Here is a 13,558-nt window from a genome sequence, read left to right as displayed (position 1 = left end):
TTGGCGGCCCTTTTTAGCGGATATCAGCTGTTTGGCAGCAACCGGCAGGTGATGCTCTTGATGTAGCGGGTTTCGGCGATGGCCGGGTGCACCGGGTGGTCCGGGCCTTGGCCGCCGCGTTCGAGCAACTGCAGGTTGCGGTCCAGGTGACGGGCGCTGGTCAGCAGGATGTTGTGCAGGTCGTCCTCGGGCAGGTGCATCGAGCACGAGGCACTGACCAGGATGCCGTCCTTGGTCAGCATGCGCATGGCCTGTTCGTTCAGGCGGCGGTAGGCCGCTTCGCCGTTCTTCAGGTCTTTCTTGCGCTTGATGAAGGCGGGTGGGTCGGCAATGATCACGTCGAAGCGCTCTTCGGCGGCCTTCAGTTCGCGCAGGGCCTCAAACACATCGCCTTCGATGCAGGTCAGTTTCTCGCTGATGCCGTTCAGGGCTGCGTTACGCTCGACGCCGTCCAGGGCAAAGCTCGAGGCATCGACGCAGAACACTTCGCTGGCGCCGAAGGCACCGGCTTGCACGCCCCAGCCACCGATGTAGCTGAACAGGTCGAGCACGCGCTTGCCTTTCACGTACGGCGCCAGGCGTGCACGGTTCATGCGGTGGTCGTAGAACCAGCCGGTCTTCTGGCCTTCGCGTACCGGGGCTTCGAACTTGACGCCGTTTTCTTCCAGCGGCACCCAGTCCGGCACTTCGCCATAGACGGTCTCGACATAGCGCTGCAGGCCTTCGGCGTCACGCGCGGAGGAGTCGTTCTTGAACAGGATGCCGCTTGGCTTGAGCACCTGTACCAGGGCTGCAATCACGTCGTCCTTGTGCGCTTCCATGGTGGCGGAGGCCAATTGCACCACGAGGATGTCGAAGAAGCGGTCGACCACCAGGCCTGGCAACAGGTCGGAATCGCCATAGACCAGGCGGTAGCACGGTTGGTCGAACAGGCGCTGGCGCAGCGACAGGGCGACGTTCAGGCGGTGCACCAGCAGCGACTTGTCCAGCGGCAGCTTGGCGTCGCGCGACAGCAGGCGGGCGCAGATCAGGTTGTTCGGGCTCAGTGCGACGATACCCAGCGGCTTGCCGTTGGCCGCCTCGAGAACAGCCTGCTGGCCGGCCTGGAAGCCTTGCAGCGGGGTCGCGCTGACGTCGACTTCGTTGCTGTAGACCCACAGGTGGCCGGCGCGCAGGCGGCGGTCGGCATTGGCTTTGAGGCGTAGGCTGGGCAGGGACATGACGTCGCTCCGGGAAAAAGAGCGGGATTATAGCGTGTCTGCTGGGCTTTCGCCTTTAGAGGTGCAGCGCCTGGGAGATCGAGCGCCGCCCGCGCGGCGCATCGCTGGCAAGCCAGCTCCCACATTTGTTTCGGGCCAGTATCGCCTGTGCCATCGCGCGCGACCGCATTGTTTGCTCAACGCGATATCGAGGTGGACGCCAAGGGGCCGCGCGCGCATGCCTCAGGAAAAACTGGCCCGAAACAGATGTGGGAGCTGGCTTGCCGGCGATGCGCCGCGCGGGCGGCGCTCGATCTCCCAGGCGCTGCACCTGTCAAGGCGAGCCTCAGGGGGTTAAAATCGCCGGTCCCAAACGAGTGTGCACGTATGTCCCAAGAACTCAGCGCCGAACAGATCCAGCAAGCCTTGCAAGGCATCACCATCCCGCCGCAACCGCAGATAATGGTCGACCTGCAGTTCGAGCAGTACATGCCTGACCCGGACCTGGAAACCATCGCCAAGCTGATTTCCCAGGACCCGGGCCTGTCGGGCGCCTTGCTCAAGCTGGTCAATTCCCCGCATTTCGGCCTTTCCAACAAGATCGGTTCGATCCAGCGCGCGGTGAACCTGCTGGGCAGCCGTTCGATCATCAACCTGATCAACGCCCAGTCGATCAAGGGTGAAATGACCGACGAGACCATCGTTACCCTCAACCGCTTCTGGGACACTGCCCAGGACGTGGCGATGACCTGCCTCACTCTGGCCAAGCGCACCGGCATCCAGGCGGCAGACGAGGCCTATACCCTGGGCCTGTTCCATGACTGTGGCGTGCCGCTGATGCTCAAGCGCTTCCCCGACTATATGGATGTGCTGGAGGACGCCTATGCCAAGGCCGACGAGGAAACTCGCGTGGTTGACACCGAAAACCGCGCGTTCAACACCAATCATTCGGTGGTCGGCTATTTCACGGCCAAGTCCTGGCGCCTGCCCGAGCACCTCAGCGCGGCCATTGCCAACCACCACAACGCCCTGGCGGTATTCCGCGACGAGAGCGCGCGCAATACCCAGAGCCAACTGAAAAACCTGCTGGCGGTGCTGAAGATGGCCGAGCACATCTGCGCATCGTACCGGGTGCTGGGCAGCCAGGCCGTGGACCACGAATGGAGTGTGGTTGGCCCGCTGGTGCTCGATTACATTGGCTTGTCGGAATACGATTTCGAGAACCTCAAGCAGAACATTCGCGAGATGGGCGGGCACTGACACATGCCGGAATTGCCAGAAGTAGAAACCACCCGGCGCGGTATTGCGCCCCATCTGGAAGGCCAGCGTGTCAGCCGGGTAGTGGTGCGCGACCGGCGCCTGCGCTGGCCGATTCCGGAAGACCTGGATGTGCGACTGTCGGGGCAGCGCATCGTCAGTGTCGAGCGGCGCGCCAAGTATCTGTTGATCAATGCCGAGGTCGGCACCCTGATCAGTCACCTGGGTATGTCGGGCAACCTGCGCCTGGTCGAACTGGGCTTGCCGGCGGCCAAGCATGAGCATGTGGATATCGAGCTGGAGTCGGGGTTGATGCTGCGCTACACCGACCCGCGCCGCTTTGGCGCGATGCTGTGGAGCCTGGACCCGCTCAATCACGAACTGCTGCTGCGCCTGGGGCCTGAACCGCTGACCGACCTGTTCGACGGCGAGCGACTGTTCCAGGTGTCCCGTGGGCGGTCGATGGCGGTCAAGCCGTTCATCATGGATAACGCGGTAGTGGTGGGGGTGGGCAACATTTACGCCACCGAGGCGCTGTTTGCCGCTGGCATCGACCCCCGCCGGGAAGCGGGCGGGATTTCCCGGGCGCGCTACTTGAAGCTGGCGATCGAGATCAAGCGTGTGCTGGCGGCGGCGATCGAACAGGGCGGCACCACGCTACGCGACTTCATCGGTGGTGACGGGCAGCCGGGGTACTTCCAGCAGGAATTGTTCGTGTACGGGCGGGGCGGGCAGCCGTGCAAGGTGTGTGGCACGGAGTTGCGCGAGGTGAAGCTGGGGCAGAGGGCGAGTGTGTATTGCCCGCGTTGCCAGCGCTGAGGCTTGAGGCCCTATCGCCGGCAAGCCAGCTCCCACAGGTACTGCACAGCTCTCGAGAGCGATGATATCTCTGTGGGAGCTGGCTTGCCGGCGATGAGGGCTGACCTGATATCAGTCCTTGCCAGTAATCCGGCGGTACTTGGCCATCAGCTCTTCTTCGGTTTCCGGGTGCGCTTCATCCAGCGGGATGCAATCGACCGGGCAGACCTGCTGGCATTGCGGCTCGTCGTAATGGCCTACGCACTGGGTGCACAGGTTAGGGTCGATCACGTAGATCTCTTCGCCTTGGGAGATGGCCTCGTTCGGGCACTCGGGTTCGCAGACGTCGCAGTTGATGCAATCGTCGGTGATGATCAGGGACATGGGGACTCCGGCCGGGGCTCCGCGCCCGGGCATGTTCAACGCAGTGGGCACAATTGTGCCGCATTCGCGCCCGCAGTGCACGCGGGCGCGATGATCAGCCGCTAAAGGTCATTTCTTGAAGCGTTCAGTCAGCGCATCGGCCACCACTGGGTGGACGAACTTGCTGATATCACCACCCAGCGCGGCAATTTCCCGGACCAGGGTCGAGGAAATGAACGAATAACGCTCCGAAGGCGTGAGGAACAGGCTCTCGACGTCGGGGGCCAGTTGCCGGTTCATGTTCGCCAGCTGAAACTCGTACTCGAAGTCGGACACCGCACGCAGGCCACGCAGGAAGACGTTGGCGCCCTGCTCCTTGGCGAAATGCGCCAGCAGGGAGGAGAAGCCGATGACTTCGACATTGGGCAGGTGCTTGGTGACCTCACGGGCGAGCTCCACCCGTTGTTCCAGCGGGAACAGCGGGTTTTTCTTCGGGCTGGCCGCCACCGCGATGATCACGTGGTCGAACAGCCGCGAGGCGCGCTCGACCAGGTCGCCATGGCCTTTGGTAATGGGGTCGAAAGTACCCGGGTACAACACTCGGTTCATCGCGTCATCCTGGCTGGAGTGCGTTGGGGAGTCGGATGGTAGCGCAGCGACGGCGCCCCGGCCAAGTCATGCGGCCGGCTGACGGCACTATAGACAGGGGGCCTGTTCCTTGTCATGCACTGTGTGCCAGGCGGGCGACCAGTGCTTCGGTGAGCCTGGCACTGATGGCATACACTGACAGTTGCGGGTTGGCGCCGATGCTGGTGGGGAACAGTGAGCCATCGTGAACCGACAGGTTTTCCAGCTGGTGATGGCGGCCCAGGCTGTCGCATACCGCCTGGCGCGGGTCGTCGCCAAGGGCGCAGCCACCCATCACGTGAGCGCTGCCCAGGCGCGTGCGGAACGGCTCCAGGCGCAACTTGTCGATCATGGCCAAGGCGTGTTCCAGGCGGGACGCGGCGCTGGCATCGCTGTGCACGGGGGTGACCTGGGTGGCACCAGCGGCGAACTGGATCTGCGCCATGCTGCGATAGGCGCGGCGCAGGCCGTCGCGCAGGTAATCGGTGACCGGGTAATCAAGCACCGGTGAGCCATCGCCGCGCAGCTCCACGGTCCCGCCCTGGCTTTGCGGGTGGAAGCCGTCACGCAGCAGCGCCAGCATCACGTGGGTATGTGGCAGCTCGGTCATGCGCTGGGCATTCTCGTGGCCATGCCCGCCCAGCAGCGTGCTGGCCAGGGCCGGGTGCAGCGGTGGCACCTCCAGCTTGTAGCCAATCGGGCCATCGTTGCCGCCTTGCCATTGGAAGTGGTCGCTGTAGATGGACTGTGGGGCGCCGTAGTAGGGGTCGATACGGTCGTTGAAGCGTGCTGCGCTGAAGTTGACCAGGTGCAGGAAGGTCCGTTTGCCCAGGCGGCCATGCGGGTCGGGCGCGTCGGAACGCAGCAGCAGGGCCGGGCTGTTGATGCCGCCACCGGCAAGGATGTAGTGACGCGCGCGAACGCGGACCTGCCGGCCTGTGGTGTGTATGCCCTGGCTATCCAGCGCCTGGCATGACAGGCCCTGGATACGCTCGCCGTTGTGCTCGAAGCGCTCGGCCCGAGCCAGGTACAGCAGCTCGCCGCCCTGTTCAAGGGTGGCGGGAATACGCGTTACCAGCATCGACTGCTTGGCATTCACCGGGCAACCCATGCCGCAGTAGCCCAGGTTCCAGCAGCCGCGCACGTTGCGCGGGATCACCGCCCAGCGGTAGCCCAGCTGTTCGCAGCCACGGCGCAGTACGTCGTTGTTGGCGTTCGGTGGCAGGGCCCAGGGGGTGATGCCCAGTTCCTGCTCGATGCGCTCGAACCAGGGGCGCATTTGCTCCTCGCCCAGGCCGCTCACGTTGTGGGCTGCGGCCCAGTGCGCCAGGGTCTGTGGCGGCGTGCGAAAGCTCGAGGTCCAGTTGACCAGCGTGGTGCCGCCCACGGCGCGGCCCTGGAGGATGGTGATGGCGCCGTCCTTGCTCATGCGGCCCAGGCCTTCCTGGTACAGGCTGGCATAGGCTTCGTTTTCCAGCAGGTGGAAATCGCTGCTGGTCTTCAGCGGGCCTTCTTCGATCAGCAGCACCTTGAAGCCGGCAGTGCTGAGCATTTGCGCGCTGGTAGCGCCGCCGGCCCCGCTGCCGATCACGGCAACGTCGGCTTCCAGCGTGAGGTCGTGCTCCAGGCGCGACGCGTCGTGGGTGATCCAGCCGCTTTCCAGGCCTTGGCGAAACGGGTCGGGTACAGGCATTGGTGCTGCTCTTGTTGTTTTCAGATTTTCGGTGGCCCGGGGTAGCCGCAGGCGGCCCAGGATTCGGGGCGTTCGTACCAGGCCATCTGCAGCAACTGCAGCAACGAGGCGTGGCCCATGCGCAGCAGATTCAGCGAGCTGTCCTGCCAACGTTGCAGGAAGGCCGTGACCTGCGCGGCGCTGGCTCGTTCCCAGGCGCCCCAGACACCGGTCAGGGGGCCGCGGGTGAGCGGCAGGTTGAGCACGTCGAACAACTGCCGGGTGAGTTTGAGCATTTCCGGCGAAAGCGCTGCCAGTTTGTGGTCGAGGCTATGCAGCACCAGTGTCTCGGCGGCCTGGGTGCCGGCCAGTACCACCGGGATCAGCGCGCGCAACATCGGCAGATCGTCGTCCCGCAGTACCCGGTAACCCGTTGCGGCTGTCTGTGCGCTGCAGCCGACCAGGCTGGTACCGGCCAGAAAGACGCTGGCGCCAAGGCTGAAGCGCAGCAGTTCGCGGCGGTGCATGGGCCGGCCCTCAGCGGATGAAAAGCTTGAAGACCAGGCGCTGCAAGGCTTTGCCATAAGGCGGGTAGATCAGCCGGGCAGCGTTGAAGCGTTGCTTGGCCAGCACAGCCTTGGCCTTGCTGAAGGTCAGGAAGCCGTCGTGGCCATGGTAATGGCCCATGCCTGAAGGGCCGATGCCGCCGAACGGCAAGTCGTCCTGGGCCACGTGCAGCAGGGTGTCGTTCAGGCACACTCCGCCGGAGTGGGTGTGGCGCAGCACCTGCTCCTGTGTGGCGCGGTCATAGCCGAAGTAGTACAGCGCCAGCGGGCGCGGGCGCTGGTTGATGTAGGCCAGTGCCTGCTCGAGGCTGTCGTAGGGAACCAGCGGTAGCAGCGGGCCGAAGATTTCGTCCTGCATCACCTGCATGTCATCGTTCACGCCCAGCAGCAGGTGTGGTGGCAGGCGCCGGCCCTGGCGGGTTTCACCCGGGTACAGGTCAAGTACCTGCGCTCCTTTGGCGTGAGCATCGTCCAGTAAATGCTGCAAGCGCTGCAGTTGGCGCGAGTTGATGATTGCGGTGTAGTCAGGGTTGTCGGCGATGCGCGGGTATAGCCGGCGTACTGCACGCTGGTAGGCGTCGCTGAAGGCCTCCAGGCGCTCGCGTGGCACCAGCACGTAGTCGGGGGCGACGCAGGTCTGGCCGGCGTTTAGGGTCTTGCCGAAGGCAATGCGTTCGGCGGCGCTGTCCAGCGGTACGTCGGCCGAGACTATGGCTGGCGACTTGCCACCCAGCTCCAGGGTGACGGGGGTCAGGTTGTGCGCCGCAGCCAGCATTACCTTGCGCCCCACGCTGGTGGCGCCGGTGAACAACAGGTGATCGAACGGCAGGCGGGCAAAGGCCTGGCCTACCTCGACCTCGCCGAGCACCACGCTGACCAGATCGGTGGGGAACACTTGCTCAAGTAGTCGTTTCAGCGCCAGGCCAGTGGCAGGCGTGGCCTCGCTGAGCTTGAGCATGACCCGATTACCGGCGGCCAGAGCGCAGGTCAGGGGGCCGATGGCAAGGAGCAGCGGGTAATTCCACGGCACGATGATGCCGACCACGCCCAGGGGTTGGTACCGCACATGCGCGCTGGCCGGCTGGAAGGCCAGGCCGACCCTGCGCCGGCTGGCGCGCATCCAGCGCCGCAGGTGTTTTTCGGCGTGGCGCAGGCCTTGCACCGAGGGCAGCAGCTCGGCCAGCAGGGTTTCGTCGGCGCTGCGCCCTTCAAAGTCCTGGCCGATTGCCTCGATCAGTTCGGCCTGGCTGGCCAGCAAGGCTTCCCGCAGGCTTTTCAGCCATTGACGCCGCTGCGCAGCTGGTGGCAGTGGGTTGCCGGCAAAGGCCTGACGTTGGGTGGCGAACGTCGCCGCAAGGTCGAGGTCGAATTGCACAGGGGGCAAGGCACTGGGCGAGTTCATGGCGGCTCCGAGTCCGAGCAGGAAATCACTAGAGCCTATACTCTAATTTGTACCATGGTGCGAATTTTTCCGCTTTATCGAGCGGTGCACTCCACCGCCAATACGCCGTAAGATGCCCCTTTGTTGAAGGCCCGCAGACTGGGAGCTGAGCATGGCCCCGCGCATGAAGACCCGAGAGCGCATCGTGCAGAACAGCCTGGAGCTGTTCAACCAGCAGGGCGAACGCAGCGTCAGTACCAACCACATTGCCGCGCACATGGAAATTTCGCCCGGCAACCTGTATTACCACTTCCCCAACAAGCAGGCGATCATCGCTTTGCTGTTCAGTCAGTACGAAGAACTGGTGGACAGCTTCCTGCGCCCGCCGCAAGGCCGTGCGGCGACCGTGGAGGACAAGCGCTTCTACCTGAAGGCGCTGTTGGCGGCGATGTGGAACTACCGTTTTCTGCATCGTGATCTGGAGCACCTGCTGGACAGCGACCCGGAGCTGGCCGCACGTTATCGGCGTTTTTCCGAACGATGCCTGCGTCAGGGCCAGGCGATCTACCGCGGTTTCGTCGAGGCGGGCATCCTGGCCATGACACCAGCCCAGATCGAATCGCTGACCATCAATGCCTGGATCGTATTGACGTCCTGGGTACGTTTTCTCAGCACCACGCGGGAACATTCCGCGCATCTGGGTGAAGAAGCCTTCAAGCGCGGCGTCTACCAGGTACTGGTGCTGGAGCTCGGCTTCGTCACCGACAACGCCCGCAATGCGGTGGACGCCCTTTGCCAGGAATTCCATGTACCGTTCAACCAGGCCCTGGAGCACTAACCCAGGGCCTCAGTGTTATCGATAGTGCCATCGATCAGGAGATTGTCATGCCCCTTGCGCAATTGATCACCCCGCAGCAGTTGGCCGAGCGTCTGGGCTCGCCCAAGTTGGTGATCCTCGACTGCCGCTTTGCCCTCGAGGATGTGGACTATGGCCAACGCAGCTATGCCCAGGGGCATATTGCCGGAGCGCATTTTGCCGACCTGGAGCGTGACCTCAGCGGGCCTGTGAGCAAGGGACGCACCGGGCGCCACCCATTGCCGGATGCGCGCCGGTTGGTCGAGCGCCTGCGTGAGTGGGGCCTGGACGATGACAGCGAGGTAGTGCTGTACGACGACGGCCCTGGCGCTTTTGCCGCCCGTGCCTGGTGGCTGCTGGCCTGGCTGGGCAAGCGCAGCGGTGTAGCGATCCTCGACGGTGGCCTGAAGGCCTGGCATGCGGCGCACCTGCCGCTCAGCCTGGACCCGCCGCTCAAGCGGGAAGGCACCTTCAACGGTGAGCCGGACGGCAAGCTGCTGATCGATGCCGAGCACCTGGGCAAGCGCCTGGGCAGCGCTGACCTGACCCTGATCGATGCGCGTGCCTTGCCGCGTTTCCGTGGCGAAGTGGAACCGATCGATCCGGTGGCGGGGCATATTCCGGGGGCCCAGTGTGCGGCCTTTACCGACAATCTGGATGCTGACGGGCGCTTCTTGCCGCCAGAGCAGCTCAGGCAGCGTTTTGCCGAGAAGCTGGCCGGGCGGGCACCGGAGCAGTTGGTGGCGTATTGCGGGTCAGGGGTGACGGCGTGTCATAACCTGTTTGCCCTGGCGTTGGCGGGGTATCCGCTGGGCAAGCTGTATGCCGGGTCGTGGAGTGAGTGGATCAACGATCCGCAGCATGGCGTAGCCACTGGCGAGTAAGCAGGCCCGGCCTCATCGCCGGCAAGCCAGCTCCCACAGGTACACCACTGCCCATCAGGCCTATACCACACCTGTGGGAGCTGGCTTGCCGGCGATGAGGCCGGTACTGCCAATGAAAACCGCAGCTCCTATTGACCCTCCACAAGCCACTGTGGAATCCGCCGCTCCAGGTAATAGCCCGGGTTGCGCAGGCTGCCATCGACAAAGCCCACATGGCCGCCGCGGCTGTGCAGTTCGAAGCGGGTCTGCGGCGCCAGTTCGCGGGCTGTTGGCAGGCTGTGGCCGGAGACGAAAGGGTCATCGCTGGAATGGATGATCAGCGTCGGTGTGCGGTTCTGGCCGAGGAAGAAATGGCTCGATGAGCGGCGGTAGTAGTCGTGCGCATCGCGAAAACCGTTCAGCGGTGCGGTGACCTTGCCGTCGAATTCCCAGAACGTGCGCAGATTGACCAGCGGCCCCAGCCGTTGCAGCGTCGCCAGCCGTTCATGCTGGCCCTTGTCGTGGAAGTGCCGCTGCTTGAGCTGAACATAAGCCAGCATCTCGCGCATGAAATGCGCCTGGTACACCTTTGAAAAGCCCTGGCCGATGCGGTCGGCGCAGTGGTCCAGGCGAAACGGCACCGACACTGCCACCGCAGCCTGCAACTGGCTGGCGACACCGCTTTCGCCAAGGTATTTCAGCAGCACATTGCCCCCCAGCGAATAACCCACCGCATACAACGGCGCCAACGGGCGCTGGGCGCGCAGGTGGCTGACGATTTCGGCCAGGTCTTCGCTGGCACCGGAATGGTAGCTGCGTGGCAGCAGGTTGGGCTCGCCCGAGCAACCGCGCCAGTTCACCGCCACGCTGGCCCAGCCGCGGCCGTGCAGCGCTTGCTGCAAACCTTTGACGTAGGGCGAGTGGGAGGAGCCGGTCAAACCGTGCAGGACCAGCACCAACGGCGCGTGGGGCTGGTGCGGGCCGTGCCAGTCCAGGTCGATGAAGTCGCCATCGGCCAGCCATAGCCGCTCGCGGTTGCGCTGCAGCTCTGGCAGTTTTCGCCACAATGGCCCCCACAAGGTTTGCAAGTGGGGGTTGGCAAGGCCGAGGGCTGGACGGAACGTTGCGCTGGGGCTGGGCATGTGGGCGACTCATGTTGTGCGTGCCTAGAATGCCATGGAAAAACCCCGATGTACCTGCGCTATTGGTCGTCCTTCATTGTTTCCGGCAGTGGCAGCTGCATTGACTCGGGGCCTACGGTCACCAGCACTTGCGTCGCGTTGCCCAACCACACCTGCCCGGCTTCACGCAGGTTCGCTGGCGTGAGTGACTGCAGCCTGTCAAGAAAAGTGGCAAGGTGATCGCCTGGCAGCCCTTGGTGGCTGTAAGTCGCAAGTGCTCTGGCCAGTTTGGCGCTGTCTGCAAGGTCGTGATGCAGCTTGGCCGCAATTTCTTTCACAGCGATGTCGCATTCTGCCTGGCTGGGGCCTCGTTCGCGCAGGCACGCGACAATCCCCGACACCAGGGCCGCTGCCGCATCGCGGTACTGCGGGGCGATGTCCCAATGAATTTGCAGCAGGCATGCCGCATCCAGCGGGTTGAGGTCGGAGTAGATTGCGTAAGTCAGGCTGCGCAGGGTTCGCAACTCTTGCGTCAGGCGTGATTCATAGCTGGTGCCAAGTATCACGTTTAGTAGCGTCAAGGCCGGAAATAGCGGGCTGCTTGGTGAAGCTTTCGAGGAAAGCGTCAACAGCGCCCGTGTGGCGCTGCCGGCGGCGGCCAGGTGCTGCACGATTGGCGGGTGTTCGGGTAGTGGCGGCGGGGCAGCGGCGGCCCACTTCTGCGGCAGGACACGGGTGAGTGCGTCGATCAGTTGCTCCGCATCTTCTCGGCTCAGGTCCCCCACCAAGCCAATATCCAGATTGTTCGCCGAGTAAGCCTTCTGGTGGAAGTCCCTGATCTGCTCGACATTGACGGTACCACTGGCTGTCGTGGTGGCGCTGGCAGCGTACGGATGATCACGGAAAACATGAGCCATCGTGGTGTTGGTAAGCCGTATCAGGGGGTGGCTGCCCTGTCGGACCCGGTTGAAAGCCAGCCGCTCCCGGATTTTCGCCACGTCAGGCTCCCTGAAAGCAGGATATGCCAGCATCTGGGTGAACAGCTGCATCACGCTGGAGCGTATCGTGGGCAAGCTCAGGCAGCGGAGTGTGATGACGGCACTGTCATCGGTGATCCTCCTGCCGAGGATGGCCCCGTACCCGGCCAACTGCTCGGCAAACTGGGCTGCATCGAGTTCACCAGTCCCTTGGTCGAGGCTGTACAGGGTGACTGCGGCCAGGCCCGGGTTCGCCCCGTCAAGCACATTGCCAGCACGAAAACGCAAGGCCAGGTCGAACATCGGGCGTTCATGATCTGCGATGAAGCTGACCTTTGTGCCGCTTGTGGTTTGCCAGCACGTGGCTGCGGCTTGCAAGGGCGGTACCTGGCCAAGCTCTATTTCCTTGGCCGATTGAAGGTTGGCCATGGCCTCCAAGGCGGTGTCGGTGGCTGGGCCGTCGCAAAGCGTCGGTCGGGTGGTCGTCAAATTGTCTGGGCTCATGCTTGTGCTCCCGGCTGAAGGTAGGTCGTGGTCAGCCGTTCGCGCCCCAGGTAGGCAACTGCTACCTGTTGCACTGTCGCACTGTCGAGGTTCTGGATAAGAGGGCCGTCCTCGTCAATGACCGATGCCGGCAAACCGGCTGCGGCTGCGGCGCCCAGCTCGCCTGCCTGGGAAGTGAGCGCGTCAAGGTTGAACAGCCGTCGGGCGAGCATGCGTAACTTGGCGCGCTGCAGATCTTCTTCTGGCAAGGCAACACTGCGCAGCGCCTGCACATGCTCGTAAATAGCTTGGGCAGCGTCCTCCGGTGTGGTGTGGCTGGTGTTCACATAGGCTGAGATCGTCAACGGCGTGTCGCCACGCACCAAGGGCTCGTAGGACACCCGTACGCCTGTAAGCAGGCGCTTGTCCCGTACCAGGTCGCTGTACAGCCTGGAGCTGAAGCCTACGCCAAGCAGGTCGCAAAGTAGGCTCAGGGCAAGCGATGTGCTGGCGTCGGGGGCTGTTGCTCGGCCTGGAACATTGAAGGACATGAACAGCCCCTCGCGTAGCCCTGGCAGGCTCACGGTGTGGCTGCGGGCCTTCAGTCGAGCGTCATGGCGTGGGACAGGTCGGGCGGCGAGGGGTGTTTTCGGCACGCCGGCGAAGTAACGTGCCACCTGCTGCCGGAGCGTTGGCAGGTCAACACTACCGACCACCACAAGCGTTGCGTTGTTTGGCTGGTACCAGGTCCTGTACCAGGTTCGCAGCGCTGCCAGGTCGATGCCATGCAGGTCTGCCGGATCACCGAAGCTCGGGCCTGCATAGGCGCTGTCGCCATGTGCAAGGGCGTTATGCTGATCGTACGCTTGCTGGTCAGGCTGGACGTCCAGCTTGAGCCGGCGCTCATCTTCTACCGCCTTTATCTCCCTCTCCATTTCAGCTTTGCCGAAGGAAGCGGTGCTCATGGCATCGGCCATGATCTCCAGCGCTATGGGCAGGCGGCTGGCCGGTAGCGAGATTTCATAAGAGGTGGCATCCAGGTGGGTGGTGGCATTAGCGCTGCCGCCTAAGCGTGCAATCACCCGGCTGTATTGGTCGGCGGGGATTTTGCTGCTGCCTGCGAATATCAGGTGCTCCAGAAGGTGTGACAGGTTGGTGTGGCCGGCAGGCTCATGGCTTGAGCCTATGTGATACCAAAGCTGGACCGCGGCCAGAGAGGTCTTGTGGTTTTCTCGCAAGTAGACGGACAGGCCGTTTTCCAGCGTGAAGTGCTGCAATGCCGAGGTAGTGGGGCAGGCCAGGGCGGCAAGCCCCGCAGAGACCTGGCCCAGGTCGGGTGGTGACGCAGGTGATGGTAAGGTCATCGCTGAAGTGCTCTGGTTGGTGTAAACCCGA

Annotated in this window: 13 protein-coding genes; 4 read left to right on the top strand and 9 right to left on the bottom strand. The window is 63.7% G+C overall.

Going from position 1 to position 13,558, the window contains the following annotated elements; genetic code table 11:
• Window positions 1-23 precede the first annotated feature (23 nt).
• Window positions 24-1,220 carry a class I SAM-dependent rRNA methyltransferase gene (locus ACLCGK_RS10205; protein ID WP_238067036.1) on the bottom strand — a complete coding sequence of 399 codons (1,197 nt, stop codon included), beginning with the start codon at window positions 1,218-1,220 and terminating at the stop codon, window positions 24-26.
• A gap of 420 nt (window positions 1,221-1,640) precedes the next feature.
• On the opposite strand from ACLCGK_RS10205, the gene ACLCGK_RS10200 reads away from it, so the two are divergent.
• Both ACLCGK_RS10200 and mutM read left to right on the top strand, forming a co-directional pair.
• Window positions 1,641-2,459: an HDOD domain-containing protein gene (locus ACLCGK_RS10200; RefSeq protein WP_350013434.1), complete on the top strand. Its 819-nt coding sequence runs from the start codon at window positions 1,641-1,643 to the stop codon at window positions 2,457-2,459.
• Window positions 2,460-2,462: 3 nt separating this feature from the next.
• Window positions 2,463-3,275, top strand: coding sequence for a bifunctional DNA-formamidopyrimidine glycosylase/DNA-(apurinic or apyrimidinic site) lyase (gene mutM / locus ACLCGK_RS10195; RefSeq protein ID WP_410951929.1), 813 nt, complete (start codon window positions 2,463-2,465; stop codon window positions 3,273-3,275).
• A gap of 111 nt (window positions 3,276-3,386) precedes the next feature.
• On the opposite strand, the gene ACLCGK_RS10190 is transcribed toward mutM, so the two are convergent.
• From ACLCGK_RS10190 to ACLCGK_RS10170, 5 genes are all read right to left on the bottom strand, one after another.
• Window positions 3,387-3,638, bottom strand: coding sequence for a YfhL family 4Fe-4S dicluster ferredoxin (locus ACLCGK_RS10190; RefSeq protein WP_003258518.1), 252 nt, complete (start codon window positions 3,636-3,638; stop codon window positions 3,387-3,389).
• Window positions 3,639-3,746: 108 nt separating this feature from the next.
• Window positions 3,747-4,226: a pantetheine-phosphate adenylyltransferase gene (coaD, locus tag ACLCGK_RS10185; RefSeq protein ID WP_003249065.1), complete on the bottom strand. Its 480-nt coding sequence runs from the start codon at window positions 4,224-4,226 to the stop codon at window positions 3,747-3,749.
• Window positions 4,227-4,338: 112 nt separating this feature from the next.
• Window positions 4,339-5,937 carry a GMC family oxidoreductase N-terminal domain-containing protein gene (locus tag ACLCGK_RS10180; RefSeq protein ID WP_410951928.1) on the bottom strand — a complete coding sequence of 533 codons (1,599 nt, stop codon included), beginning with the start codon at window positions 5,935-5,937 and terminating at the stop codon, window positions 4,339-4,341.
• 20 nt (window positions 5,938-5,957) lie between these two features.
• A complete protein-coding gene (locus ACLCGK_RS10175) occupies window positions 5,958-6,443 on the bottom strand; it encodes a twin-arginine translocation pathway signal protein (RefSeq protein WP_182328843.1) in 486 nt (161 codons plus the stop codon).
• A 10-nt stretch (window positions 6,444-6,453) separates the two neighbouring features.
• Window positions 6,454-7,884 carry a coniferyl aldehyde dehydrogenase gene (locus ACLCGK_RS10170; protein ID WP_410951927.1) on the bottom strand — a complete coding sequence of 477 codons (1,431 nt, stop codon included), beginning with the start codon at window positions 7,882-7,884 and terminating at the stop codon, window positions 6,454-6,456.
• Between the two features lie 151 nt (window positions 7,885-8,035).
• Between ACLCGK_RS10170 and ACLCGK_RS10165 the strand changes: the two genes are divergently transcribed.
• Together ACLCGK_RS10165 and ACLCGK_RS10160 are read left to right on the top strand one after the other, a co-directional pair.
• Window positions 8,036-8,701 carry a TetR/AcrR family transcriptional regulator gene (locus ACLCGK_RS10165; protein ID WP_039612545.1) on the top strand — a complete coding sequence of 222 codons (666 nt, stop codon included), beginning with the start codon at window positions 8,036-8,038 and terminating at the stop codon, window positions 8,699-8,701.
• Window positions 8,702-8,748: 47 nt separating this feature from the next.
• Complete coding sequence (locus ACLCGK_RS10160) at window positions 8,749-9,603, top strand: sulfurtransferase (protein WP_410951926.1); 855 nt, start codon at window positions 8,749-8,751, stop codon at window positions 9,601-9,603.
• Between the two features lie 128 nt (window positions 9,604-9,731).
• Here the strand turns inward: ACLCGK_RS10160 and ACLCGK_RS10155 are convergent, their stop codons facing one another.
• The 3 genes from ACLCGK_RS10155 to ACLCGK_RS10145 all read right to left on the bottom strand — a co-directional run bounded on the left by ACLCGK_RS10155 (window position 9,732) and on the right by ACLCGK_RS10145 (window position 13,527).
• Complete coding sequence (locus ACLCGK_RS10155) at window positions 9,732-10,724, bottom strand: hydrolase (RefSeq protein ID WP_085721769.1); 993 nt, start codon at window positions 10,722-10,724, stop codon at window positions 9,732-9,734.
• Between the two features lie 59 nt (window positions 10,725-10,783).
• The gene (locus ACLCGK_RS10150; RefSeq protein ID WP_410951925.1) at window positions 10,784-11,983 is read right to left on the bottom strand and encodes a M16 family metallopeptidase; all 1,200 of its coding nucleotides are present in this window, start codon (window positions 11,981-11,983) and stop codon (window positions 10,784-10,786) included.
• Between the two features lie 197 nt (window positions 11,984-12,180).
• Window positions 12,181-13,527 carry a M16 family metallopeptidase gene (locus tag ACLCGK_RS10145; RefSeq protein WP_410951924.1) on the bottom strand — a complete coding sequence of 449 codons (1,347 nt, stop codon included), beginning with the start codon at window positions 13,525-13,527 and terminating at the stop codon, window positions 12,181-12,183.
• Window positions 13,528-13,558 lie beyond the last annotated feature (31 nt).

This window comes from Pseudomonas sp. S1(2024) (assembly GCF_046557535.1).
This window is presented reverse-complemented; position numbering and strand designations above follow the sequence as displayed.

What these genes read in the sequence shown, in the direction of transcription:
- ACLCGK_RS10205 (WP_238067036.1), bottom strand. Translation starts at nt 1,220, where the DNA reads ATGTCCCTGCCCAGCCTACGCCTCAAAGCCAATGCCGACCGCCGCCTG.
- mutM (WP_410951929.1), top strand. Translation starts at nt 2,463, where the DNA reads ATGCCGGAATTGCCAGAAGTAGAAACCACCCGGCGCGGTATTGCGCCC.
- ACLCGK_RS10190 (WP_003258518.1), bottom strand. Translation starts at nt 3,638, where the DNA reads ATGTCCCTGATCATCACCGACGATTGCATCAACTGCGACGTCTGCGAA.
- coaD (WP_003249065.1), bottom strand. Translation starts at nt 4,226, where the DNA reads ATGAACCGAGTGTTGTACCCGGGTACTTTCGACCCCATTACCAAAGGC.
- ACLCGK_RS10180 (WP_410951928.1), bottom strand. Translation starts at nt 5,937, where the DNA reads ATGCCTGTACCCGACCCGTTTCGCCAAGGCCTGGAAAGCGGCTGGATC.
- ACLCGK_RS10175 (WP_182328843.1), bottom strand. Translation starts at nt 6,443, where the DNA reads ATGCACCGCCGCGAACTGCTGCGCTTCAGCCTTGGCGCCAGCGTCTTT.
- ACLCGK_RS10170 (WP_410951927.1), bottom strand. Translation starts at nt 7,884, where the DNA reads ATGAACTCGCCCAGTGCCTTGCCCCCTGTGCAATTCGACCTCGACCTT.
- ACLCGK_RS10165 (WP_039612545.1), top strand. Translation starts at nt 8,036, where the DNA reads ATGGCCCCGCGCATGAAGACCCGAGAGCGCATCGTGCAGAACAGCCTG.
- ACLCGK_RS10160 (WP_410951926.1), top strand. Translation starts at nt 8,749, where the DNA reads ATGCCCCTTGCGCAATTGATCACCCCGCAGCAGTTGGCCGAGCGTCTG.
- ACLCGK_RS10155 (WP_085721769.1), bottom strand. Translation starts at nt 10,724, where the DNA reads ATGCCCAGCCCCAGCGCAACGTTCCGTCCAGCCCTCGGCCTTGCCAAC.
- ACLCGK_RS10150 (WP_410951925.1), bottom strand. Translation starts at nt 11,983, where the DNA reads ATGTTCGACCTGGCCTTGCGTTTTCGTGCTGGCAATGTGCTTGACGGG.
- ACLCGK_RS10145 (WP_410951924.1), bottom strand. Translation starts at nt 13,527, where the DNA reads ATGACCTTACCATCACCTGCGTCACCACCCGACCTGGGCCAGGTCTCT.